The 24,287-nt window shown below is 47.3% G+C and carries 22 protein-coding genes; 1 reads left to right on the top strand and 21 read right to left on the bottom strand.

From position 1 onward, the window contains the following. Positions 1–48 precede the first annotated feature (48 nt). On the top strand, positions 49–735 hold the full coding sequence (locus ABFC84_11545; protein ID MEN6413370.1) for a hypothetical protein: 687 nt from the start codon (positions 49–51) through the stop codon (positions 733–735). Between the two features lie 61 nt (positions 736–796). Here the strand turns inward: ABFC84_11545 and ABFC84_11540 are convergent, their stop codons facing one another. The 21 genes from ABFC84_11540 to ABFC84_11440 all read right to left on the bottom strand — a co-directional run. Then, a complete protein-coding gene (locus ABFC84_11540) occupies positions 797–1,792 on the bottom strand; it encodes an asparaginase (GenBank protein MEN6413369.1) in 996 nt (331 codons plus the stop codon). Positions 1,793–1,862: 70 nt separating this feature from the next. After that, complete coding sequence (pssA, locus tag ABFC84_11535; protein MEN6413368.1) at positions 1,863–2,369, bottom strand: CDP-diacylglycerol--serine O-phosphatidyltransferase; 507 nt, start codon at positions 2,367–2,369, stop codon at positions 1,863–1,865. A 19-nt stretch (positions 2,370–2,388) separates the two neighbouring features. Then, positions 2,389–4,305, bottom strand: coding sequence for an ATP-dependent zinc metalloprotease FtsH (ftsH, locus tag ABFC84_11530; protein MEN6413367.1), 1,917 nt, complete (start codon positions 4,303–4,305; stop codon positions 2,389–2,391). 155 nt (positions 4,306–4,460) lie between these two features. Further along, positions 4,461–4,997 (bottom strand): hypoxanthine phosphoribosyltransferase, encoded by a 537-nt coding sequence (hpt, locus tag ABFC84_11525; GenBank protein ID MEN6413366.1) that lies wholly within the window; start codon positions 4,995–4,997, stop codon positions 4,461–4,463. Continuing rightward, complete coding sequence (gene tilS, locus ABFC84_11520) at positions 4,990–6,399, bottom strand: tRNA lysidine(34) synthetase TilS (protein ID MEN6413365.1); 1,410 nt, start codon at positions 6,397–6,399, stop codon at positions 4,990–4,992. Before tilS ends, hpt begins: the two co-directional genes overlap by 8 nt. Beyond that, positions 6,383–6,841, bottom strand: coding sequence for a threonine/serine exporter family protein (locus ABFC84_11515; protein MEN6413364.1), 459 nt, complete (start codon positions 6,839–6,841; stop codon positions 6,383–6,385). Before ABFC84_11515 ends, tilS begins: the two co-directional genes overlap by 17 nt. 10 nt (positions 6,842–6,851) lie before the next feature. Further along, the gene (locus ABFC84_11510) at positions 6,852–7,610 is read right to left on the bottom strand and encodes a threonine/serine exporter family protein (GenBank protein ID MEN6413363.1); all 759 of its coding nucleotides are present in this window, start codon (positions 7,608–7,610) and stop codon (positions 6,852–6,854) included. A gap of 199 nt (positions 7,611–7,809) precedes the next feature. Beyond that, a complete protein-coding gene (gene spoIIE / locus ABFC84_11505) occupies positions 7,810–10,251 on the bottom strand; it encodes a stage II sporulation protein E (protein MEN6413362.1) in 2,442 nt (813 codons plus the stop codon). Between the two features lie 248 nt (positions 10,252–10,499). Beyond that, positions 10,500–10,922: a S1 domain-containing RNA-binding protein gene (locus ABFC84_11500; protein ID MEN6413361.1), complete on the bottom strand. Its 423-nt coding sequence runs from the start codon at positions 10,920–10,922 to the stop codon at positions 10,500–10,502. Between the two features lie 89 nt (positions 10,923–11,011). Beyond that, entirely contained in the window at positions 11,012–11,299 is a 288-nt protein-coding gene (locus ABFC84_11495) for a septum formation initiator family protein (protein MEN6413360.1), read from the bottom strand. A 303-nt stretch (positions 11,300–11,602) separates the two neighbouring features. Beyond that, positions 11,603–12,067 (bottom strand): spore cortex biosynthesis protein YabQ, encoded by a 465-nt coding sequence (gene yabQ, locus ABFC84_11490; GenBank protein MEN6413359.1) that lies wholly within the window; start codon positions 12,065–12,067, stop codon positions 11,603–11,605. 88 nt (positions 12,068–12,155) lie between these two features. Next, positions 12,156–12,893 carry a lytic transglycosylase domain-containing protein gene (locus ABFC84_11485; GenBank protein MEN6413358.1) on the bottom strand — a complete coding sequence of 246 codons (738 nt, stop codon included), beginning with the start codon at positions 12,891–12,893 and terminating at the stop codon, positions 12,156–12,158. Positions 12,894–12,908: 15 nt separating this feature from the next. Next, a complete protein-coding gene (gene yabP, locus ABFC84_11480) occupies positions 12,909–13,190 on the bottom strand; it encodes a sporulation protein YabP (protein MEN6413357.1) in 282 nt (93 codons plus the stop codon). Between the two features lie 110 nt (positions 13,191–13,300). Further along, the gene (locus ABFC84_11475) at positions 13,301–14,278 is read right to left on the bottom strand and encodes a SpoIID/LytB domain-containing protein (GenBank protein ID MEN6413356.1); all 978 of its coding nucleotides are present in this window, start codon (positions 14,276–14,278) and stop codon (positions 13,301–13,303) included. A 76-nt stretch (positions 14,279–14,354) separates the two neighbouring features. Next, positions 14,355–16,409: a methyl-accepting chemotaxis protein gene (locus ABFC84_11470; protein ID MEN6413355.1), complete on the bottom strand. Its 2,055-nt coding sequence runs from the start codon at positions 16,407–16,409 to the stop codon at positions 14,355–14,357. A 117-nt stretch (positions 16,410–16,526) separates the two neighbouring features. Then, entirely contained in the window at positions 16,527–17,387 is an 861-nt protein-coding gene (pstA, locus tag ABFC84_11465) for a phosphate ABC transporter permease PstA (protein MEN6413354.1), read from the bottom strand. Beyond that, positions 17,387–18,301: a phosphate ABC transporter permease subunit PstC gene (gene pstC, locus ABFC84_11460; GenBank protein MEN6413353.1), complete on the bottom strand. Its 915-nt coding sequence runs from the start codon at positions 18,299–18,301 to the stop codon at positions 17,387–17,389. Before pstC ends, pstA begins: the two co-directional genes overlap by 1 nt. A 144-nt stretch (positions 18,302–18,445) precedes the next feature. Further along, positions 18,446–18,736, bottom strand: a complete 291-nt coding sequence (locus ABFC84_11455) for an AAA family ATPase (protein ID MEN6413352.1) — start codon at positions 18,734–18,736, stop codon at positions 18,446–18,448. An 82-nt stretch (positions 18,737–18,818) separates the two neighbouring features. Then, positions 18,819–19,079, bottom strand: coding sequence for a PC4/YdbC family ssDNA-binding protein (locus tag ABFC84_11450; protein ID MEN6413351.1), 261 nt, complete (start codon positions 19,077–19,079; stop codon positions 18,819–18,821). An 85-nt stretch (positions 19,080–19,164) separates the two neighbouring features. Beyond that, positions 19,165–23,361, bottom strand: coding sequence for a hypothetical protein (locus ABFC84_11445; GenBank protein ID MEN6413350.1), 4,197 nt, complete (start codon positions 23,359–23,361; stop codon positions 19,165–19,167). Positions 23,362–23,363: 2 nt separating this feature from the next. Further along, a partial coding sequence (locus ABFC84_11440) for a hypothetical protein (GenBank protein ID MEN6413349.1) occupies positions 23,364–24,287 on the bottom strand: 924 nt, incomplete at its 5' end.

Raw genomic sequence — 24,287 nt, 5'->3', positions numbered from 1 at the left:
CTCATCAGCAAAGAAGCTGGTTGACTAAAAATAAACGGAGGGATTCAAATGAAAATACTATCTAAAAAAACTCTTGCCGGAATTTTGGCCGGAACATTCATTCTGGCCGGAGCATCAGCCCCATTCTTGGTCAACGCTGCCGAAAATAACGACCGTGATAGCCGTCCGGCCTACCGGCAATGCCAGCATCAGAAGCCTACGCCGGAGCAGATGGCCCAGCGCCTGTCGGAAGACCTGAGCGTTAGTCAGGATTCTATCCTGCAGTATCAGGCTAAAGGCATGAATTTCCGCGATATCAGCCGGGCTGCCTTTCTAGCCAATGCCAGCGGCAAATCCATGGATGAAGTAATCAGTTATAAAACAACCGACAACACTTGGCGGGATGTAGCCGAAAAATTGGGCATTACCAAAGAACAAATAAAAGCTGCCAGACAAAACATCGCCGCTGCCCGCCTTAACACCAAGCTGGGCATGGACAAAGAAGCTGTCCTTGACCTGCTGCAGCAGGGCTATCATCCCCGGGATATTGCCATGGCCAATGAATTGGCGCAAAATACAGGAAGTTCAATCAACGATGTCCTTAATGAGAAAAAGATCAACAATACCTGGCGGGATGTGGCCGACAATCTGGGAGTTGACTCCGACACTTTTAAACAAGATTTACAGGATGTACGGCCGGCTTTTCCCCATCATTGGGGAGGACACTTCCACATGCCGCACCCTGATGACAAATAAATAAAAAGGGGCTGTTGCCAACGATTTTTTTCGCTACGCAACAACCTCTTTTTATTTGCTTTTAAAACATGGTTTCCACTGTGCCGATAATATCGCCGCGATGATTCTTTAGGATTGGCGGGAATTGCTCCAGCAAGGCTTCATGCTCCGGTTTTGACAAAAGCCCCAGCCGGTTCAGCACACCGATCACGACCGGATTAATCGCTCGGTAGCTGCCGTCCTCCACCTTAAAAGTAATACCGATCCCATCCGGTACGGATGCCAGGCAATAGACTGCCTCGGCACCAATTTTAGCCAAAATCCGGCCTTTTGTCAGCTTCATCAACACCGTATCGATTCTCCCAGTTCCAGCTACAACGCTAGGATGGCTCAGCATTGCATCGCGAATCGTACGCACCGCAGCTTCCCGCTCACCCCAATTACCTTCCTCCGGTTTGGCAAGGCGGGCGTAGGCCAGCGCCATATGGTTGAGGGGCAGATAAAATACAGGCACGCCGCAGCCGTCAATACCGATTTCCACATCAGAAGGCTGCAGTCCGGCACTTTCGGCTACTGCTGCCAGCATCATTTTCTGTACTGGATGTTTGGGATCGGTGTAACCCTCAATAGGAACCGCCAGCATAGTAGCCAGCGCAAGCATCCCCGTGTGCTTGCCGGAACAGGGATTGTGCACCGGCTGATAGGGCTGCTTTTGCAGCATGAGCGCTTTGGCCGCCCGGCTGTTCATCGGCCTTGCCGGACCGCAATCCAAGCAATCGGTTGTCAGTCCGACTTTGGCCAGAGCCTGCTGCACCAGTTCAACATGCTCCGCTTCGCCGCTGTGGGAAGAAGCCATCAAGGCAACCTCTTCATCGGTCATATGAAACTTTTCAATACCTCCCCGTTCCACAAAAGGAAGCAATTGAAATGGTTTTGCCGCCGACCGCCAAAACATCGGCCGCTTTGGATCGCCGATCTGATCAATAATTTTTCCCGTTACATCTACTACCGCCACATCGCCGCGATGAATGCTTTCCACTTTACCGCCGCGGGTATAATGCAATAAAATTTCGCTCATCCAATAAACACCCCCATGGTTTTACATAGTCTCATTTGGTAAAAAGACTTGGCACAGGCCAAGTCTTTCCCTATATTTTAGGCACTTTAATCGTAGAAATCATCAGGCCGGACATCACAAGCAAAATAATCTCCTGAAGCTCCAGCGGCCAGTCCTGCCCAAGCAAGGCAGCAATGACCAGCAAGGGACCGGCGATGGTGATGGGCAGTCCCAAGTAATAAGTCCGGCTGTGTCCTATTGAAAACCGTGCCAGCCGCAATGCCCCGCAAACGGGAAACACAGCGGTCAATAAGTAACCACTCCAGCCGAGACGAAAAAATTGCAGCAAAAAAGCAATCGTTGCCGGAGCAATGCCAAAGGAGACCAAATCAGCCAAGGAATCCAATTGCTTGCCAAATTCACTGGTCACATTCATCCGTCTGGCCACCCGGCCATCCACACTGTCAAACAATGCTGCGGCAAAAATCAGAACGGCAGCCAGCAGCCACTGCTCGGTAAACGCCAATAAGATGGCAACGGAACCGGCAAATAGGTTAATAACTGTAAAAAGATTGGGAATCCACCTTCTGGACGACATGCTATCACCTCAATCGGGTTTACTCCCGCCGGGAAATATAAACGATTTTGGGCACGGATTCGTCTTGCGATTCAGAAGGAACATCGGCCGCAGCCGGTGCCGGCGCTTCCGGGCTGGCTTCCTCCGAAGCCGGAGCTTTATCGGTAATTACGCCTTTATTTAGCAATTGTTCCAATTCATCAGCTTCCAACGTCTCCCGCTCAATCAAAGCCTGAGCAATCACATGAAGCTTTTCCAAATTCTCCTTGAGTATCTGCTCCACTTTTTCGTAAGCATCTTCAATTAGGCGCCGCACTTCTTTATCAATGGAATAGGCCACTTCTTCACTATAATTCCGGTCACGGGATATATCCCGGCCCAAAAACACCTGTTCCTGTCGATGACCAAAAGTAATCGGTCCCAGCACTTCACTCATGCCATATTCACAGATCATTTTTCGCACCACTTCGGTAGCCCGCTCCAAGTCGTTTTGTGCACCGGTACTGATTTCTCCCAGTACCACCGCCTCAGCCACCCGGCCGCCTAAAAAGGTCTTTAATTGATCCAGCAGCTCCGACCGGGTTGCATAATAACGATCCTCTTTCGGCAGCATCAAGGTGTAGCCGCCTGCCCGGCCGCGGGGAAGAATGGAAACCTTATGCACCGGATCGGTATGAGTCAACAGCATACCGACCAAGGCATGCCCGGCTTCATGATAGGCGGTAAGCCGTTTTTCCTTGTCGCTGATTACCCTGCTTTTTCGTTCCGGCCCGGCAACCACCCGCTCCACCGACTCTTCCAGTTCCGGCATGTCAATCCGCCGCTTATTCCGTCTGGCTGCCAGCAAAGCCGCTTCGTTTACCAGATTGCTTAAATCTGCACCGGTGAAGCCCGGCGTCCGGCGGGCCAGCACTTCCAGATTTGCATCCTTGGAGATGGGTTTCCCTTTAGCATGAACTTTCAGTATTTCAAAGCGTCCTCTTACATCCGGTTTATCGACTACGATTTGCCGATCAAACCGACCGGGGCGCAACAGAGCCGGATCAAGAATATCGGGACGATTAGTGGCTGCAATGATAATAATACCTTCATTTACACCAAAACCGTCCATCTCGACGAGCAACTGGTTGAGCGTCTGCTCCCGTTCATCATGCCCGCCGCCCAAGCCAGCACCCCGCTGGCGGCCAACCGCATCAATTTCGTCGATAAATACGATACAAGGAGCACTCTTCTTCGCCTGCTCGAACAAATCCCGCACCCGGGATGCACCCACGCCGACGAACATTTCCACAAAATCCGAACCGCTGATACTGAAAAACGGCACTCCCGCTTCCCCGGCTATTGCCCGGGCCAGCAAAGTCTTGCCTGTACCGGGAGGTCCAAACAGCAGCACCCCCTTGGGAATCCGTGCCCCTAAATCATTAAATTTTTTCGGATGTTTCAGGAATTCAACAACTTCTTCTAATTCCTGCTTCGCCTCATCGGCACCGGCCACATCCCTAAAAGTGACTTTCGTCTTATCTTCACTGTGGAGCTTCGCCCGGCTTTTGCCGAAAGACATGACCCTGTTGCCGCCGCCCTGAGTCTGCTGCATAATGAAAAACCATACACCGATCAAAAGCAACATCGGCAGCACGGAAGAGAAAATCGTCGTCCACCACGGCGGTTGAGGCGGTTGTTCTGCTTTTATCTCTACGTTCTTTTCCCGCAGTGTATTGATCAGAGTCGGGTCATTCGGGGTAATGGTAGTAAACTCGGTTCCATCTTTTAGTTTACCGCGGATGGTATTTTCCACGATAGTTACCTTCTCGACCTTCTGCTCTTCAATTTGCTGCAAAAATTGCGTATAGCTGATCTCCTGCTTTGTAGTCGTACGTGAAGAATAATAGTCAATGATGGAAATTGCAATAATAATAATCAACAAGTAAAAACTTACATTTCGAAAGAATTTATTCAACAAGTAGCCCTCCTCTCACTGGAACACAAACAGCATCCAAATTTTAGCCTCCATAGAAAAATATTATACCACCCAATTTCATTTTTAACAACGAAATCACACTTTTAAACGAAATACCTATATTTACTTGCCATACCGGCACTCCAATCCGTTGACTATTCATATACTTCCGGTTTTAGAATCCCGATAAAAGGCAAATTGCGATACTTCTCAGCATAATCCAGCCCATAGCCAACGACAAATTCATCCGGTACGATAAAACCGTTATAATCAATCGTTACGTCGGCCTGACGGCGTTCCGGCTTATTTAGCAAGGTGCATATCTTGACACTTGCCGGATGGCGCGACTTTAAATTTTCGAATAAATATTTAAGGGTAAGCCCGGAATCAATGATATCCTCCACAATCAATAAATGTTTTCCTTCCAGTTCTTCATCGAGATCCTTAAGAATCCGCACTACACCACTGGATGAGGTAGAGACTCCGTAGCTGGAAACTGCCATAAAATCAATAGCCACTGGGACTTTAATAGCTCTGGCCAAATCGGACATAAAAATAACTGCTCCTCGCAGAACTCCAACCATCAAAATTTCTTTGCCGGCGTAATCGGCAGTAATTTCTTTCCCCATTGCCTTAATGCGTGCCGCCAAATCTTCTTCACTAATTAAAACTTTTTCAATATCGTTAATCATCCTCTTGCTCCTTCACTATTACCCTGTTAATCATTAATTGCAAATAATCAGTAGTTTGATCGGAAATTTTTCCCCGTTCATCCTGCCGGTATCCGCCAAGCCACAAAATTCCCCGCCCGTCACAAATAATGGGAACCCGGTCACGAATTTTCCGCGGTACTTTTGCATCAATTAAAAAATCTTTTACCTTTTTACTCCCCCCCAGTCCCAGGGGAGAAAAACGATCCCCCGGCAGCCGTGTTCGCACATACAGTGGCGGCGCCAATGCCTGCCAATCGAACACCGCGACCTGCCGTCCTTTTTCTTCTGCTTTTTCAGTGCAGATTTTCGCCTTAACCTGACAACCGATTTGAGGAATATCGGTATATCCCGGTATCACTAAGGGAATTCCCGGCGGTCGAATACCTGCCCAAGGTCCTGGGGGGAGCGGCGTTCCCAGCCACAACCCCGAATAATCCTTGCGGGCAATCAAACCGCCCGGTAATTCCAAACGGCTGCCTACGAAAGCATGCCGAACCATTTCTATCAGTCTTTCCACATGGTAAAAGCTAATTCCTGTCAAACAGCCTTGTTTTTTTTCAATTGCCAGCCGAAAAATTTCCCGCTGCAGCGCGATATGCAGCTCATTCACCTGCTGACCATCAATCAGCCAGCCGCCATCCTGGCGGCTGGCCAGCAAAGGCCACACTTTTTCCGCCTGTGCACGAATATAATCATGCTCATCGCCAACAATAGCCGCCGTTCGGCACAAACTCTCCTTAACGGCAGGATTATATTGCTCTGCCAGTTCCGGTAGCAGCTGAATTCGAATACGATTCCGTAAATAATCGGTATGCTCATTAGAACTGTCAACACGGGGCTCCAATCCCTGTTCTCGGCAGTATGCAGCAATCTCCGCCCTGCTTATAGGCAGTAGCGGCCGAATAATTCCATTGTTCTTCGGCAGCATTCCCCGGATACCGGCACTGCCGGCACCTCGCAGCAAATGAATCAGCACTGTTTCCGCCTGATCATCCCGGTGATGTCCGGTGGCAATCACAGCACCGCCTAAGTCCGCCGCCACCTGACGCAAAAATTGATACCGGGCAATCCGCCCCGCATCTTCCACCGACCGCCCGCTGGCAGCTGCCAGCCGGGCTACGGGAATCGCCGTCTGATAACAGTCCAAACCGGCACTTTGGCAGTATTCCGCTACAAACCGGGCATCTTCATCTGACTCCGTGCCGCGCAGCATATGATTTACATGAGCTACGGCCAAACTTATATTATATTCTGAACGCAGCCGGCGAAGGATATGTACTAATGCCAGCGAGTCAGGCCCGCCTGAACAGGCGGCAAGCACTTTTTCCTCCCGGTTTATTAATCCGTGACAATGAATCCATTCTTTAACTCTTTCCAGCATCGCAAGTACGCTTCTCCACTTTATAGTTTATCATCAACCGATACAAGGTAGAACTGACAAAAATTCCAAAAGCAATTGCCCCGCCGGTCAACACCGTCCGCATTCCCATAGAAACCCCATCCAAATAACGTCCTTCCACCATATACAATATCGTAGTATAGGCTTCACCGCCAGGAACCAGAGGAATAAATCCGGGAATAATAAAAATAGTCGCCGGCTTCTTGAGCAATCTGGCTAAAAGCTCAGCCAGCACTCCCACGGCAACGCTACCGAAAAAATCCGCCAGTATAATATTTCCCCCGGCCTGGACAGTACTATACATAATCAGCCAAGCGAACACTCCCACCAGAGCGCCATATAGTAATAAACTGCGCGGTATACGATATAAAATCCCGATTGCCGCCGACATTAAGAATACCGCCGCAACTTTCATTGCCAGCATTCCCCTCACCTCACACAAGATGTATGGCTAAAACGATAACCACTCCCATAGTAATTGCTACCGAGGTCAGCGCCGCTTCCATTCCCCGGGATAGGCCGCTTAACAAATCACCGGCCATCACATCCCGGATCGCATTGGTAATTGCCACTCCCGGCACCAGCGGCATAATGCCGCCGATAATAACGATATCCCGGCCAAGCTGCGGCCATATTTCATGAAGTACCGTTCCTGCCAAAGCAGCAGTGATACCCCCCAAAAATTCAAAGGTAAACTGCACACCATGCAGCCGGGAAATAATATGGGCAACATAACGCACGGCAGCCGCGGCGCCAAAAGATGCCAGAATTTCAACCGTCCCGCCATTCTGCAAAACCGCCGTTCCGCCCCCTACCACACCGGATGCCAGCATGGATGGAGCCCAGGAAAATCCAGTTCGCTCCCGGGCGATTCGTGCTAAAATGCCGAAGGCGTCCCCATAGCCAATACGCCCATCAACCAGCCGGCGGGATAATTCATTAACCTTGGAAATTCTATCTAAATTACTGGTACGATTTCTTACCCGGCGCATAGCGGTAATAAATCGGCCGGATGAGTCCGTTACTGTCAAAAAAGCACCGGTAGGAGTAACAAAACTTTCTACCTTCATAGCACCACAGGCTTTCGCCATATGTTCCATAGTTTCCTCAACCCGATAGGTTTCAGCCCCATTTTTCAGCATAATCTCGCCGGCTAAACCTGCCAATTCCACCATTTGCTCCAACGAAACCATACTTCACCCTCCCTGCGCTCTTCGCTTATTTCTCTTGCCATCCACTACTTTCCTGCATGATTATAGCAAGAGGATCGTCTTTTCTCTAAACTTTTTGTCAGCAAAATCATATTCTTCCTTGCCACTGCCCCAAAATAAAACAGCCGGGATTCTCCCGGCAATAATTGCGCAGATTCCAATTTAATACTTTTTACCGAGATCACTGCGGCCGTTCCACCACTTTGGCAACCAATACTGTCATATCATCCCTTGGCGGATTGCCGGATAACTGCATTGCCTGCCCAAGTATCTTATCTGCCAATTCCTGGGGTTGATTGGTGGCGGTGCGGCGCAGCAGATTCGCCACCCAATTCCCCTTGTCCGGACCGCGGTGGGGCACATCGGCAATACCATCACTGACCATTACTACAACATCACCGGCAACAACGACCGACTTAACCGGTTCAATTTCGATTTGATGCAGTATACCGATTGGCAGCGAGGAAGACTGTATGACAGTCACTTCCCGGACTCTCTTGACATAGCTGGGAGCAGCACCGATTTTTAAAAACTCCGTTTCCCCGGAATATGTATCGATAATCGCCATATCTACCGTAGCAAAAGTTTCATCCGGAGTCCGAAGCAGCAATAAAGAATTGACGGTCTTTACTGCCACATCCACATCGAACCCCACCGTCAGCAATTTTTCCAAAAATCCCACCGCCATAGTGCTTTCACCGGCTGCCTGGTTGCCGGTTCCCATGCCGTCGCTTAATATCAAAGCCATCTTTCCCTTATTCAGCGGCACCACCGCACACGTATCGCCGCAAATTTTCTCCCGTTCCTTAGCAGCGCTGGCCACTCCGGTCACTACACTAAACCGGCTGGCAACCTGCAGAGTTAATTTGCATTTTTTCTGCCGGGATTTGCTGCCGCACTCGGCCTGCAGCGTCAATTTTTCCTGCATGATACTTGCGGCCAGCGGTAATACTGTATTGATACATTCCCTGGTTCCGCCGCAGGGCTGCTTGCACAACTCAATCATTCCGGACCCCCGGACACCGGTAACGCGAACTCCGTCCAGCGGACAATCTACCAAAGCCGCTTTTTCCCGCAATAAAAGCGCCAGCTTCTTGTCGGAACAAGGCTCTTTTGCAATCTCCTGGGATAAATTACTGATAATATTTCCGGTTGCTTTGAGTTGCTCGGTCACCATCTGACGATGATCAGCCAATTTTCTTTGCCAAAAAGACATTGATCGATTATGCTCCAATACAGCATTGATCCTATCGACCAGCTCCGGCCGCTTTAAACAATTCACCTTAAACAGCTCAGGCATATTACCGGTGGTAACCATTCTGCTCTCACCTTGTTCCAGCATATCCAGCATCGCCTGATAAGTGCGGTAAAACTCCTTTTCCCAACAATCGCTGCGCCGAGTGCAGGTGCCGCAGACCTGTTCCCCGGCAGCCGCCAGCGCCCGGGTTACCTCATCCTCCCGGATCTTTTCCTTGGATTGTGCTGCCATCAAAGCGAATGTCTTCGCTAAATCACTGAACATATCGGCAATATTGTTTAATTTAGCCCGAGCTTCATTCAGCAAGCCCCGACTCACCGGCTGAACATCCTGTCCGGTTCGGGAAATTTGCTCCTTCCAAACCGTCATTTTCCCTGCCGGTACCACCAGGAATACGGCGGCCGCAACGGCAAATTCTCCCAAAACAGTCGCCGGTTCCCACTCCTGGCCAAAACAAAACAGAGTGATTACACCGCCTGACAAAAACCCCAGGATTACCGCAAACTTGCCTAAGTTCCGAAAAACGCCACCTAATAATCCGGCCAGGGCATATAAGGATATGGCTGCCGGAACATTGCCGGCCGTCAAACCGGCCACCAAACCGGCGGCAACACCCACCGAAGCGCCTAAACCGGCGCCGCCGCTGAAGGCTAAAGCCATAATCAGCAAAGAAGCCGCTATATTCCGCAAACTATACTCCCAAAAACAGATATTGCCCAAACCGGCAACAGCAATCGCCAGCAGCACTACCAAACAAATCATGCTGTCGCCCGGAGACTGCCACACCCCGACCGCCGCAGCCGGACGGTTTAAAAGCACCGGAACACCATACATAAAAATGCAGGCCAATACCATACACATAGCCGCGCCAAACAATACCAGCATCATGTTATACAAGGTTGCCTGAACCAGAAAGCCCAAAACCAGACCGCAGCCGGCTGCCGCACAGGAAATCAGCAGCGGTACCGCTAATAGTTTGCGATGCATCCGGGTAAGCTTGTCCGCCCAGTGAAAGTATAATAAAATAGCAAAAAAATAGACTCCCGCCTCCAGATAATGTCCCGCAGAAGCGACTCCGGCAATGGCCCAAAACCCGACTGAAGCCGCCCGTTTCCCGGCGACCTGAGCCACCGCAGCAAAAAAGGCTAAACCAAAAGGAGACACTTCTCCCATAAGAGCCACACGGCCCAATAAAAACGCCAACAAGTTCAAAGGCAAATTATCACGATACATAAAATTAATCACCATATCGCGAAGCTTTTCCCCTGTGGCCCGCCAGGTAAACCGACGTCCTGGCGAAGATGATTTTATCCCCGATTCCCGCAGCACTTCTTCCGGCAGGGTAACAACAGTAACTTTCGGCATATCATCCACCTCTGTATAGTGTGTCCATATAATATTTTACATAAATTGTAAAATATTATATGTCTGAACAAGTCGGTGGATTCATAAAAAAATGCGACAAAAGCAGTGCAAAAATTCATGAAAATAGCGATAACGTCTTTGCTTGCCCTGTTGCCATCTCTGATTTTGTCGATCATTGAAATTGAAAATAAAATTTTTTGAAAAAAGACCTGCAAAAAGAGCATTCCTAAAGGAATGCTCTTTTATTATTACTCAGCTTTACGGGCAGCACCGCGACCGCCCCGCTTGGATTCGGTATTCCGTTTTAAATCCGTAAGACGCTCATCACTGTCTTTCAGAAACTTACTTAATTTATCCTCAAAAGACAGAGCATTAAATCTACTGGGACGCCGATTATCATTGGCGTGTGGCTTTCTGGGACTCGGATTGGCACTGGGAGCTTGGAGCTGCTTAATGGACAACCCAATTTTCCCGCGCTCATCAACAGACAATACTTTTACCTTGACCTTATCCTGCTCTTTTAAAAAATCTTTCACGTCGCGGACATAAACATCGGCAACTTCCGAAATATGAATTAGACCAACTTTTCCTCCAGGCAGTTCAACGAATGCACCGAAGTTTGTGATCCCGGTCACAACTCCCTCTACCACACTGCCAACTTCAATGGACATACTAATCAAATTTCCTCCCTTAAAAACTATGTTTTGCAACCATATTATACTCTTGGCCCGTAAAACGTGTCAAGAAATGCTGCCATAATTTAATTTCTTTTTGCCGGAATATATGGCGTCTCACCCGGTTTCACTAACCCTAATTCTTCCCTGGCCAATTTTTCAATATAAGCCGGATTATTCAACTGCTCTCGTTCCTCAGCTAACGAATCATTTATCTGCTGCAATTGCTCCAGCTGCTGACGGGTCGCCCTGGTCTCACTATTAATAGCACTAAGCCTGCTTTGCTGACCGACGCAGAGAAATATAAAATAGACAACCAGAGCCAACAGTGTCAGCCGAAACCACCGAATGCGCAGTTTACGATGACGGGACATAACGAATGCACCACACTTATTATATTATGTAATACATTTATTCGCCAGTCTACAACGCATTCCTCTTTCTGGTAAAAAAAAATCATAGGATTATAAAATTCGGCTTCACTGTGGAAGTATGGTAATTTTTGAACCGCGAAGACGCGAAGGGGACGAAGAAATACGAAATTTTTGAACCGCAGAAAGCGCTGAGAGGGGCTTCGGTTTTTATTATATCAGCCAATCTTTCCCTGTGTTCTCCGTGTTCTCTGCGGTTAACGTTCTCCGACTTCGTCCTCTATTGTGGCTGAAACCTTCTGCTTCTTATTGTCCCGGCGGTTTGGGACGGTAACAGTGCCGATACCAGCGTCGACTGATTCGACCTAAGGCAGTAAAAGGGAAAAACAGCAGTGTCAGACAATAGCCAATGGGTTTCGCCAAACCATACAGCACGGCCAGCCGCAACCCTTGAGAAACAGTGGCAATACCCCGAAAAGCCAGAGCAATCAGTCGCAGTGTCCAGCGGCTCAACAGCCGGTAATAGAGGAACACACCGCCAACCAGGCCGATAAACACGTAGAACCGCAATTCTCCCCAGTTGCCCAACAGCAATCCCGCAAGCACCACAACGGTCGCAGCCGCCCAATAACCCAAATCGGCAAGAGAACCAAGGAGCAGCGGCAGCTTGATTTGATTGCGCAGTGTCCGGTAAAAATCAAACAGCACCCCCAGCAGCAGCCCGGTAATTATTGTTATGAAAAAAGTTACCGTCTGACTGGCAAAGTCCATTTTCTCACCTCGTAATTTCCTTATGCTCCTTTTCCCTGCACCGTTGTCTTACGGAGAATGATTTCTGTCACGTCTTTATTCTTATCACTTAATAGCGCCAGCGCCACGACCGATTTCGTTTCGTCAATTTCCAGGCTGCTCCGGCAATAAGCAGCAGGGTTAAAAGTATTCCCCTGCCTAAGCCAGACCGGACTTCCTCCCAGTGTCCGGCCTTCAGCCGGTATAAAGGGACTGTCCGGTTTTCTTCTTTATACCAATAATCAATAATTTGATCCACATAACGAATCGTTTCGCTGTATGGTGGTATGCCGCCATACTGATCGACAGCTCCCGGGCCGGCATTATAGGCCGCCAGCGCCAGTATCATATCGCCGTTATAGCGCCGCAGCAGTTGGCCTAGGTAAGCCGTGCCGATTTGAATATTAAGCTCCGGATTGATATAGCATTCGCTGGTACAATCCCCCTTATGCCGTCCGGTGCAAATTTTCAGATCGCGGTTGACCTGCTGCCAGGTAGCCGGCATCACCTGCATTAATCCATAGGCACCTGTACGGGATACGGCATGAGGCTGAAATGAACTTTCCGCCTGAATGACAGCAGCCACCACTTCTCCATTCAGACCGTTGCAGCCGGCAAAACGATTAATCAGCGGCGCATACGGCAAATGACTGTCGGCCTCTTTCCATTCTTTTACCCCGTTGTTAAACTGAGCCCAGACCATCTTCCGATAGGAATTTGCGACAAATCCTGTCAGCCAATAAGCCAGTACTTCCAGGACCAGCGTCAGCAGCAAAGCATACCAAATTGTAAACAATTTGCGCCGCAAGGCAGCACTCCTTCCTTATTTAAGCAGTCTGTCCAATAACCCCTTCTTGCTGTGATTCCCGTCATCATAACTAATTCCTTTTACCGTACCGTCAATGATAATACTTCCTTTATCCAGATTTAACTGTTTAATATTAAGATCCTCGCCTCTTACCGTTAACAACCCCTGCTCCGTTTCCATTATGATTTCTTTTTCATCGTAGCTGCCCAGATTCACCACACCATCAATGGTTAATTCCTCCCGGTCTACCAGAGTAAGTTGATGCCGCCAGCTGGTTGTTCTTTCATCTATCGTCATAGCAGTACCCCTCCCACACATTTACTCATTGATGTATATGCCAGGCATTGGCAATATAGTATTAAAAATAAAAGCAGCCGATGATCGGCTGTTTTTATTTTTCCCGCATTTTACTGCCAGCGTTTTTCAATCACTATATTTCTGAAATAGTTGCCAATAATCTCTTCCGGTGTTTTCCCCATAGCGGCCATTTTATTGGCACCCCACTGAGACATACCTACGCCATGACCGTATCCTTTTCCCGTAAAGGCCACCTGATCTCCCGCTACCTCGACTTTATCCAACAGCATAGATTTCAGCTTGCTGCCGCCCAAGCCGACCCGCAGTTCCGGACCGGAGACTTGCGTATTCTTATTAAAGACTAATGTGACAGCCCGCCCCGATGGTCCCTTCGAGCCAATTTCCACGCTGTCAATGGCCGACAAGGCGTGACCCTGCTTCGCTAAAACATCCATTACTTCTTTTTTGCTGAAAGAAGCCGTCCAGTTTTGCACATCAGCCGGTGCGGCATCATCCGGCGACATCACCGATTCAATATAGGGAGGTTCCGCTTCTTTAAAATCCAATCCCTCTTTGGCAGTTGCCGTAATGCCGCCGGCACTGGCATGGAACCAGGCATGGATCGGCTTTCCCTGATAGGTAATCACCATGCCCCGGGTCATTTCCACCGCTTTACGAACATTTTCATTGACGTCCTGAGCACTATAGGCCTGGAATTCCTTGATATCGGTAGAAGCCTGTGTACCACGAGCCGGCACGCCGCCTTTTTCTTCAATGGCCTGAATAGTAAAAGTACGGGCCAGAATCGCCTGGGCGGCTAATGCTGCCACCGGCCAGTCCGATTTCATCTCGCCGGCCACCACTCCGGCAATGTACTCTTCCATCTTCATGGTCTTCTTTTCGCCGGTTTGGTGCATGTACACCGTGATATCCGGTTCAGCCCCCTGAATCGTATTTTGCTGAGGCACCGGCGGCGCGGTTTCCGGTTTCTTCTGCGGCGACTGAAACAGGGAACAGCCGCTTACAACCATCCCAATCGCCAAAATAGTGACTGCAAATAAATACCATTTTTTATGTCTTGTTTTCATTTTTATACCTCCTTCCATAGTTTAGTATGGCAGAAGGTTTTCCATCACATGCGTGGTTAAAAATGGATAACTAAAATTATGCTTTAAAAGTATCCACCATACCTTCCAGTTCATTCGCCATCGCTTGCAGTTTTTCAATAGAATGATTGATATCATGAGCCGATGCCGACTGCTGCTGGCATACGGCGGCAATTTCCCGGGCATGTTGCGTATTTTGTATTGCCAGACTATTAATGTTGTCAATGGGCTGCATAGCTGTGTCACACAATTGCGCCTGCATTTCAGTTTCACCAGTAATCGTCCCAACCTGATCCTTCACTCGCTGAATGGCGGTTACAATTCTGGCAAATGCCTCCCCGCTGGTTTGGGCGATCTTCACTCCCTCTTCCACCTGCGCAAAGCTCTGCCGCATCACCGCAACAGCGCCGTCTGTCTCCTGTTGGATTTTTTCGATGAGCAGCGAAATACTATGGGCAGATTCCGCCGACTGCTCCGCCAGCTGCCGGACTTCATCGGCAACAACGGCAAAACCGCGCCCCGCTTCTCCCGCCCGGGCCGCCTCAATCGCGGCGTTTAGCGCCAGAAGATTGGTTTGTTTGGCAATAGTCGTAATCATACCGGTTATTTGACCGATTTCCTGCGTACCCTGCTCCAAGTTCTCTACCTTACCGACCGTTTGAGCAACTAATGTCTTGATATACTGCATTTTCGCAACGGTATTGTCAATCACCATTCGCCCCTGCCCGGCAGTTGCCGAACATTCATCCGTCGTCTCCGCCACCTGAGCAATGCTGCCGGAAATCCTATCGCTAACTGCAACCAGCAGCTGCAGCTGCTGCCCGGCCTTTTTCGTATCTTTCCCCTGAGCGGCAATTTGTTCCGCCATACCGGAAACCGACTGAGCCACTTGAGCACTGCCGCTGCGGGACTGTTCCGAAGCAGCAGCCACATGTTCCGCTGTTTCCAGCACCATCGCCGACGACTCTTTCACTGAACCAACAATCTGCCTCAAACTGCCTGTCATGCGATTAAAAGCGGTTGCAACATAACCGAATTCATCCTGTTTTTCATTGACCAGTTGATAGGTCAAGTCGCCCTGGGAAACGAGTTCCACTCCTGCGACCAATGCTTTAAGCGGCGCCAAAACTTTTCGGGTCACCAGCAAGCCGATCGCCACAAAAATTACGATCAGCAGGAGTGTGACCGCAATACTGTGTTCAATCATATCATAAGCCGGCTGGAGTGCTACCTGCTGAGGATACGCAGCGACAACGATCCAATCGGTATTGGGAATGGAACGATAAGAAATCAAATACGCCTGATCCCGCAGCAAGGCCGCCGTTTGACCATTCTGCTTATCAACCGCTTCTTTAAAAACATCATTATCCAGCGGCTTCTGTTCAGTTACAACAGAAGAATCAATCGGATAAAACAGCGGTACTCGGTTTTTATCCATTACCGTCACGATATATCCGGGATTCTGGACCATAATATTTTCAATCATCATCTGGAGATTCGCAATCGACAAAGTGACCCCCAGCACCCCCACAACCTTGTTATCCCCGCCATAGATAGGAGCCGCTCCCAGAATGGAAAGCTGCTTGGTAACTTTACTGAAAATAGGATTGGAAAAATTAGCGGTTCCCTGCATGGCGGTAATAAAGTATTCTCTATCGCTAATACTGACCGGTGCGGTACTGTCGGTACGAAAAATCTGCCGGCCATCGGCCTGGGCAATAAAAAACGGTTCATTACTGCCATAATAAGGCTGCACCTGCTGCAAAAATTTTTTAGTCACATCACTCTGCATAACCCGCACTTCTTCTTTTGCGGTAGTAGCCAACAAAAAATTTTTCTTGGTTTGTATATACGTACCAATATCGCCGGCTAACCGCTCCGAAACCTTGTTGTTTTTCTCCATGGCCGAGTTAGTTAAACTTTCCATGGTTTGATTGGTAAAATACCATCCAACGATACTTAGCGGCACGATACATGTCAATGCGATAAACAGTGCCGCCCGAGCCGCCACCGAAGAAAGATTTATGCCGTGCCGAAAGTTCCACAGCCGCTTCGGGAGCTGCAATAAAGTAAACTTTTTGCTTTTTTCCCCCGGTACTGCTTTCCCCATCATCCCGATGAACCTCCATCATGATTCATTTTGTTCGTAATAGTTCGTAATATATTCATAAGATAAAACTACAGAGACAGTCTGAATCTCTGTCTCTGTAATGTGAATTTCTTAAAATTTTCAATGATTTGACGTTCCCAGTTTTTTTTGAAGCAGCCTGCCCGGTATAGTAAACAGCAGATTGAACAACAGGATGGTAATAATCAGCAGAGCGCCGATGCCGTTGGCAATTTCCAGCCGGTCAGGAACCAATCCCACCGCCATAACATACCACATATGCACTGCCAGCGTTTCTCCGGCGGCAGTAATATCAAAATCAGGCACCTGCCGGGAAACCGTCGTTCCGGCCGTGAAAATCAAAATAGCAGTCTCCCCCAGAGCCCGGCCTGCGGTCAAAGTAATCCCGGTAATAATCCCCGGCAAAGCAGTCGGCAGCACCACCCGCCAAATCGTCTGCCACTTCGTTGCCCCAAGAGCCAGGCTGGCTTCCCGATAGTGAGCCGGAACCGTCCGGATGGATTCTTCGGTAACCCGCACTAAAACTGGCAAATTCAACAGCATTAAAGTCAAAGATCCGCCGATAATACTAAATCCCATACCCAGTAAATTAACAAAAATAATCATACCGAACAATCCCAGAACAATAGAAGGAACGGTCGCCAAACTTTCGGTACTGAGACGAATCATGTCCGTTAGCCGGTTATTGCCGGCGTATTCCGCCAGATAAATTCCGGCACCGATTGCTACCGGAATGGAAAAAAGCATCGACAAAAATAAAATATAAAAGGAATTGAACAACTGGGGACCGACACCACCTCCGGCTTTCATATCGCTGGGCAGGCCGGTAATAAAATTCCAGGACAGCGCCGGAATCCCTTTATAAAGAATATAGAACAAAAACAAGACCAGAACACCCAGTATGATCATTCCGGCCAGCCACATAATGGCTGTGGCCAGCTTATCCGTAATTTTGGCAGACATTAGGCAAACCTCCTTTGGGCAATACGGCGGATAATAAGAATCATCGCCAGCGACATAAGCAGCAGCACCAAAGCCATCAGAAACAAAGAATTCCCCCAGGCGGAACCGAACGGGGTATTCCCCATTTCAACCACAATCTCACTGGGAAGAGTTGAGGTAGGCATAAACAAGGAGCGGGCCAGCTGGGGCGTGTTGCCGATAACCATTTGCACCGCCATCGTCTCACCTACCGCCCGGGCCATAGCCAAAATAATCGAGGTTAAAATTCCCGGCAAAGCCGCCGGCAGCAGCACCCGCCAAATCGTCTGCCATCTTGTCGCTCCAAGGGCCAGACTGGCTTCCTCCAAATTTTTTGGGACCGCCCGCAGCGCATCCTCAGAAATACTGATAATTGTCGGCAGAATCATAATCGCTAAAATAATGGCCGCCGCCAGCAAACCGAACCCCGTATTCACATGGAAATAACTTCGAATAAAAGGAACCAAAATAGTCAGACCGACAAAACCATAAACAACGGACGGAATAGCCACATACAAATCAGTTGCCGGTCGCATAATATTCCGCAGCCAGTCCGGCGCCATCTTAGCCATAAATACAGCTCCTGCCAGTCCCAGCGGCGCCCCCAAAAAGATTGCCAGAAAAGTAACGGCCACAGATCCGGTAATAAAACTTAAAGCCCCATACTTCATCTCCGTGGGATCCCACTTTGTCGACAAGAAGAACTCAGCCGGACTGACCTCGGTAAAGGTCAGCAATCCCTGCTGACCAACGAAAATAATGATGGATAAAATGATGACCGTCATAAGAAAAGCACTGGCTACAAACAGATAACGAACATATCTGTCATATACTAAATTTAATTTATGTTCTCTTGGATTTACCGTTACGTCCATATGTTCACATCCCTGTCTCATTTATACCCTCATTATACGTGAAGCAGGATCCGGCATTGTTAATCCGATGTTATTTTTTTGTTAAGTTTCAGCTGCTGGCAGTGAGCAATCCCAGTCAATTCTACAGACAAGAAAACGAGAGCGGCATATCAGGAGTGAGTTCACTCACTTTTGCGAGCAACTCATTCTATGAGCCACACCCTCGTCGATTCTGGAGAAGAAGCAAGTTGAACGTCCCCTTGCTTCATAGCCGGAGTTGCTGAGGTAATTTTTCAATAGATGAACAATGTTATCTAACACCATTGCCTTATTTTCATCTGAAACAATGAACGGATTCATATTCCAGCACCAGTCGCCGTCAAGATAAACTCCGGGTTTCAGCTTATCAAGCAGTAATTGGCATACTGTGCTTTTGCCAACGCCCATCGTACCATTTACGATAATCAATTTTTTCATACGATTTCTCCCTCGTATAAACTTTTTCCGTGCACGGGGCACTTCAAAGAGCGTCCTTGCTTTTCTTGTTCCCATCGGTCCATCATTTTTTCGCATCACCGCCGGAGCCAGCGAAGGGATGAGCCAAATTGTGCAGCACCTCAGTAAGCTTGGAAACTTCTTCCTCACTTAGGGTGGTGCCCTTGCCCATTTTCTCGTGATTCTCGTCCCAGTCACGGATATCGATTTTCGCCGGACGCCCGTTCCATCTGATCAGATTCACTTCCTTCTGCCAGCCCCGGGAGCCAACAGACAACACGCCGATGCGGCGGATGATTTCAAACTTGATTGCTTCTTTCGTCATTTCGGTACGCTCCTCCTTTATTTGTAATTTACTGGAACTGAAATTTTAATAACTCAAGCCTGGCACCATAATTCTGCTGTGCGAATCAGAACGTAAGTCCGCTTAGTCGTGTCAATAATTCCTCCATACTGGGCGCTGTTGTATTCGTAGTAACATAATGATGTTCCAATCTTTCCAGAAATGAATAAAGAAAATTGACGTTGGGATATTTTCCTAGATTATTTTTAATGAATAACTTCGTTCCCTCTACAATGGGAGCATATCCTTCCGGCGATTTGGCAGCAATGGACATAAACGCCCGCATTACGATAGACGTAAGACTTTCAAACCGGTCCTGCTGCACAAAATTCGGCTGATAGCTTAACTCCAACATTTCAAACAGAACTGGCACTGCAGCAATCGTTTCCAGATTCGCTATACCTTCCACATTATACCGGAAATCCGGCATTTTCTGATTGTTTCGCAGCCACTGCTCATAAAAACGCAGCCCCTCGATTTTATTACGTTTTATTAAATAATCAGCCGCCTTAAATCGAATTTTTTCATCCGAATCGTCCAGCAGCTTTACAAAATAAGAATGAAAATCAAAGGAACTTCCGGACTCCAGCAGCAAATCAATCAATTCCCACTTCATATCTTCCGGTACTTGGTAAATCGCCGCTTCCAGCGGACTTAACGTCTCGGACAATGCAGCCGCAGCATCCATTGCAGCCCTTCGGGTGACAATGCTGCGTTCAGTTTCTTCCATGGCAGCCAACGCATATTTTAGACCAGCAACGATATGCTGTTCTTTGCAATAATTTAAATGGTTTTCCAGTACACAATCATACTCAATTCCCGCTTCTAAGTTTTCCAGCACCTGCCGCGTCATATCCTGGGGCGTTAACAAAGTTGCAATATATTCAAACCCCTCGGCAGCACCTGCCTCATACCATGCAAAAGACAGCATCTCCCGTAATTTTTCTTGGGGATACCGTATCTTCAGCTTCCACATGAAATACCAAAGATAAATTGCAATTTTGCTTGATGAAATTCCACCATCCGTTCTTTTTTCTAATGCCTTGCGAAAATCGACTCGACTCTGATTCCTGTCACACCACTCAGTAATCCATCGAGTCTGCTCCTGACTGAGAGAGTTTACTTCTTTAAGGCTTAAATATTGGTAAACCCTGTTCACGCAAAACCAATCCCAATCCTTCGTTTCAAAGTTAGAAATGATTGCTTCTTTAGTCATAGGCGTATTGAAAACTAAATTGTTTAATAATCTGTTTACCAGTTCAGATGTGATATTAGCGGGTAAATTACATACAGCATGAAAATCCACCATTTCCGAATCGATATGCGTAAGAATATGGCTCAATTCGTTAATAAACGTTTTCTTATCAAACAGCATAGCAAAATGTTTTTGAAAATTATCTTCAATTTTAGTTCGCTGTTTCTCCGCTTGAAAAATATTTTTTTCTTTTGGCAGCTGATCAATCAACCTGTCGCAATGCTTAACCAAAGGTTTGTTATTATTAGATAGCTGCCGCCGAAACTCGCCGACATCATAACTTGAAATAGAATCCCGCTGATAAGCCGAAATAAATAAATTCACGCATTCTTCATCAGCTATACCGGCCATTGCACCCAGGACAGCATAATTTTTTTCGCTATGCTTCAGCAAATGAGAAAAAATAGCTATACGCGTTCCCGTCGCTTCAATAAATTGACCAATTACTTTAACTCCATCACCCGGATACTCCCCTTCCAATGCCACCAATAATTGAATGATTATCGCTAATTTTGACTGACCAGCATTATTCAGCGCCACTAATTGTTTGGTAAACTTATCAAGCTGTTGCTGATGATCCATATCCAATTCGTGAAAGTCTGTTGGACTATCAATAAAATACCTCACTATTTTTTCTATGGAACTGATCGATTGCACAGTCAACAATCCAGCGGTCAATTTCCATTTTTCATTCAACAGTCTGGACATCTCAGAATTCAAATCACATCTTACCAGGGGAATACCTTCTATAAATACATCAATAAACCGGTCCGAAAAGCCGCCTTCCGTTATAAAGGAATATAGCCCATAGCGAATTCCATCATCCTGGGATTCGGCAAATCGGGTCACAATTTGCTTTGCTGAAAACTCGTCGCATAATTTGAGCCTGCCTAACGCGAGCAATGCTCTCGACACCACGCCCCTATCCCCGTCGCTAATTCCGCAGGCAATTAATTCCCTGCGTGCTCTTTCAGCAAGCTCCCTTGGTACGCGCATGGCACTTAACAGCAATATGGCATTGTACTTTACCGTAAAATGCTGTGCCGCCTGCAGTTCGTCCAATAAATAAAGTAAGCTGTCGCGACTTTGAGCGAATTGCGCCAGTATTCTATAATCATACTTATCGTGATTAATAAAGATCTGCTTCGCTTTATAATTGTCAAATATCTCCTTGCATACTGCCGTTCTGTCTGCCGCGCCGAGCCGCTCCGCTTCACTTAATAAAAGCATCTGCGGGTTTGTTCTAATGATCCATTTAAGAATATCCGGGTCCTTTATCATCGGAATTAAAAATGCAACGGTATTCGCCCAAAGGGGAGGAATCATTTCAAGCTCCCTGCCAAATGTAACAAACTTCTTCAGCGAAGCCAGCGTTTGACGCGCCAATACTTTTGCCGCCAGAAATTCCTGAAAATTTCTATGCTGGAAGCTCCAGCTATTATTTTTCTTTTCAAACCATGAAAAATGCTTGATAAGTGATCGCAATTCTTCATCCGGAATAACCCGGCCAAATTCATCCTCGCTGATGCGGGATTTCTGCATAGCCTCCATCGTCAAGGCCAGTTTCTCCGACATCCTGATGATATTGCTTTTAGCCGCCGCTATGGAATCGCCAAAATGATCTGCATCCCAGGCAAAGGCTTTTTGTAAAAGTTCGTCAAATAGTGCCATCCGGCCTGGGGGAAAGTGGTTTTCTTGATAAAGTTCAACTAATTGGGTTAAGTAAAAGGGCACTCCCAGCAAATCATTGATCTTATTTTCCCGCGCTTTTTTCAGGAAATCATTGTCCTTGCCGAGTTTCCGGGAAACAAAATCCATAATTTGCCGTTCATCAAGATTGGCAATTTGATATGCAATAAAATTTCTCAGCGTACCTTGACTATGGTCTTTTTTATCATCAACCATTTTGTCGCCTGTCCGATAAAAATTGGCGCGGCATGATACAATCACATACACCCCAGGGTTTGTATTAACGAATTTGAGAATTTTCCGGGTCAATTTATCGAAAGTTTGACTGTTCACCTCATCCAGCCCATCAAGAATAACCAATAACTTGCCTTTAACCTGTCGCCAGTCTTCTTGCAAAAATGCCGCAACCTCTTCATCTGTGTAACTATTAAGCGGAACTAAATTAGGACATAACGCTTCTGCTGGTGAAGAAAAAAAGCTGGCAATGCGGTGCAGCTCCGTCGTTTTTCCCGAGCCGGCCGCCCCCAGCAGAACCATTTTCTTTTGCTCCTGCAAAATTTCCACAGCATCCATGCCGTCAGCCGGATCAGCCGCCGGATCATAAGACGGCACGGGATACACTTTCCGGGAAAAATACGGTTCAGGCCTTGGATAGCAATGAGAAAATGGACTTTTCTTTATTTCAACACTTTCACAGCCCGCCTCTGACAATAATTCGTTTATAAGGTGAATCCGCAGACCGCAAAAACTTTGATAGGCACCTGTAGCCTCGCGTAAATCGGTAAATATCCCCACCAGAATTAGCTGATCATCTGTTTCGACAAAAATCCCCGAACCCGACATTCCCTCTATATTGGTCTTCGGTTCATGACAATAAGTCATCTGAGAAACCGCAGAGATAAGTTCAATTTCTTTTTCCGAAATAAAATTTACATTAAATTCAATACGCTGGGCCGGTCTGTCTTTCAATTCCAGCCTCTTAGGGAAGCCATAACTGGTTACCCCTTGCTGCGCCACGATTTGAGCTGCTTCAATCCGGGGAATATCGTCAATTCGCTTTAATAAAATAAGCGCCATATCCTCCGTATCATGAAAAAAAGCATCTGCTACCTGAACTTCATTTAAAAATTTGTTTGTAATAGAAATTTTACTTTTCCAGCTGCTGGGAGGCTGTAATAAATCTATCGGCAGACAATGTTTTGCCGTAAATACATACGTAAAGTCTCCCGTTTTAGGCTGAAAGAGGCAGCCGCTTCCCGAGCTGCCTTCGCCTTCAATTTTCACCCCAACTCTTTCATATAATTCATATAAGGCACTCACGTTTATACCTCCAGAATATAATTACATTCGGGTCGGCTTAAATCTATATATGAAAAATTATAGTTCTGAATGTCTTCTGCCAGAAAAATTTTACCGGCAACGTCGGCATCATTGAAATAGAGCTCGGCCTTTGGTTTTGCCAAGCGTATAATTCTAGCTAAACATTCTTTATTCGGCAAACCCTGAGTTCCGTCCGTACTAATAATAAACCGGCGGCAGCTCATCTGCCTCAGCAATGCTTCATTCGTATTCCCCTTGCTGCCATGATGGGATACTTTTACAACATCTACAGGAAGCTTGGCGTCTGCAGATACCTTATGATACTGCCGCAAGGATTCTGCAACTACCGACGGATAAGCATCCCCCAAAAACAGTGCTCGTTTCCCCTGATATTCAAAAAGAAAGGCAATGCTGCTTAAATTAGGTATCGAATTATCTTCTGTAAAACTGTTTTTCCCATACAGTTCTTTTACCGTCAAATGATAATCGGTGTGATAAGCTGATTGTGTCTCTGTCCTTTTCTCATATTCCCATTTTTTATAAAATTTTTCTAATCCGTTTCTCGCGGGGGACAGTAAATAAATATTGGCCCCGTTTATCCTCTTGTTTTGGCCGGCTACGACCCCCGCCCACCTTACGCCGTATTGATCCATCAAGCTTTCTAATTCAATCCCCTGTCCCGCGCTAAGCTGTCCGGAATAATCAATTTTGATAGAAGAAATTTTAGCCGGCAAAGTTGCTCCCGGCAAATATTGTTCTATTGCTTTACCGGAATTAAACCACATTTCTTTTATTATACTCTTGTCAATATCGGAATCCTTAAAAATTTTCAATATCCCGCCGATATGATCTTCGTCCGTATGCGTTAAGACCAGCAAATCAATAAATTCACCTTTAGCGGCGATTTCTTGTATCTCATTTTTTAA

The organism is Veillonellales bacterium (assembly GCA_039680175.1).
Classification (GTDB): Bacteria; Bacillota; Negativicutes; order JAAYSF01; family JAAYSF01; genus JBDKTO01.
This window is presented reverse-complemented; position numbering and strand designations above follow the sequence as displayed.

What these genes read in the sequence shown, in the direction of transcription:
- ABFC84_11515 (MEN6413364.1), bottom strand. Translation starts at nt 6,841, where the DNA reads ATGCTGGCAATGAAAGTTGCGGCGGTATTCTTAATGTCGGCGGCAATC.
- ABFC84_11500 (MEN6413361.1), bottom strand. Translation starts at nt 10,922, where the DNA reads ATGTCCATTGAAGTTGGCAGTGTGGTAGAGGGAGTTGTGACCGGGATC.
- pstC (MEN6413353.1), bottom strand. Translation starts at nt 18,301, where the DNA reads ATGAGACAGGGATGTGAACATATGGACGTAACGGTAAATCCAAGAGAA.
- ABFC84_11455 (MEN6413352.1), bottom strand. Translation starts at nt 18,736, where the DNA reads ATGAAAAAATTGATTATCGTAAATGGTACGATGGGCGTTGGCAAAAGC.
- ABFC84_11450 (MEN6413351.1), bottom strand. Translation starts at nt 19,079, where the DNA reads ATGACGAAAGAAGCAATCAAGTTTGAAATCATCCGCCGCATCGGCGTG.
- pssA (MEN6413368.1), bottom strand. Translation starts at nt 2,369, where the DNA reads ATGTCGTCCAGAAGGTGGATTCCCAATCTTTTTACAGTTATTAACCTA.
- tilS (MEN6413365.1), bottom strand. Translation starts at nt 6,399, where the DNA reads ATGCTGGAAAGAGTTAAAGAATGGATTCATTGTCACGGATTAATAAAC.
- spoIIE (MEN6413362.1), bottom strand. Translation starts at nt 10,251, where the DNA reads ATGCCGAAAGTTACTGTTGTTACCCTGCCGGAAGAAGTGCTGCGGGAA.
- ABFC84_11470 (MEN6413355.1), bottom strand. Translation starts at nt 16,409, where the DNA reads ATGATGGGGAAAGCAGTACCGGGGGAAAAAAGCAAAAAGTTTACTTTA.
- ABFC84_11495 (MEN6413360.1), bottom strand. Translation starts at nt 11,299, where the DNA reads ATGTCCCGTCATCGTAAACTGCGCATTCGGTGGTTTCGGCTGACACTG.
- ABFC84_11475 (MEN6413356.1), bottom strand. Translation starts at nt 14,278, where the DNA reads ATGAAAACAAGACATAAAAAATGGTATTTATTTGCAGTCACTATTTTG.
- pstA (MEN6413354.1), bottom strand. Translation starts at nt 17,387, where the DNA reads ATGTCTGCCAAAATTACGGATAAGCTGGCCACAGCCATTATGTGGCTG.
- ABFC84_11545 (MEN6413370.1), top strand. Translation starts at nt 49, where the DNA reads ATGAAAATACTATCTAAAAAAACTCTTGCCGGAATTTTGGCCGGAACA.
- yabP (MEN6413357.1), bottom strand. Translation starts at nt 13,190, where the DNA reads ATGACGATAGATGAAAGAACAACCAGCTGGCGGCATCAACTTACTCTG.
- ABFC84_11540 (MEN6413369.1), bottom strand. Translation starts at nt 1,792, where the DNA reads ATGAGCGAAATTTTATTGCATTATACCCGCGGCGGTAAAGTGGAAAGC.
- hpt (MEN6413366.1), bottom strand. Translation starts at nt 4,997, where the DNA reads ATGATTAACGATATTGAAAAAGTTTTAATTAGTGAAGAAGATTTGGCG.
- ABFC84_11510 (MEN6413363.1), bottom strand. Translation starts at nt 7,610, where the DNA reads ATGGTTTCGTTGGAGCAAATGGTGGAATTGGCAGGTTTAGCCGGCGAG.
- yabQ (MEN6413359.1), bottom strand. Translation starts at nt 12,067, where the DNA reads ATGGACTTTGCCAGTCAGACGGTAACTTTTTTCATAACAATAATTACC.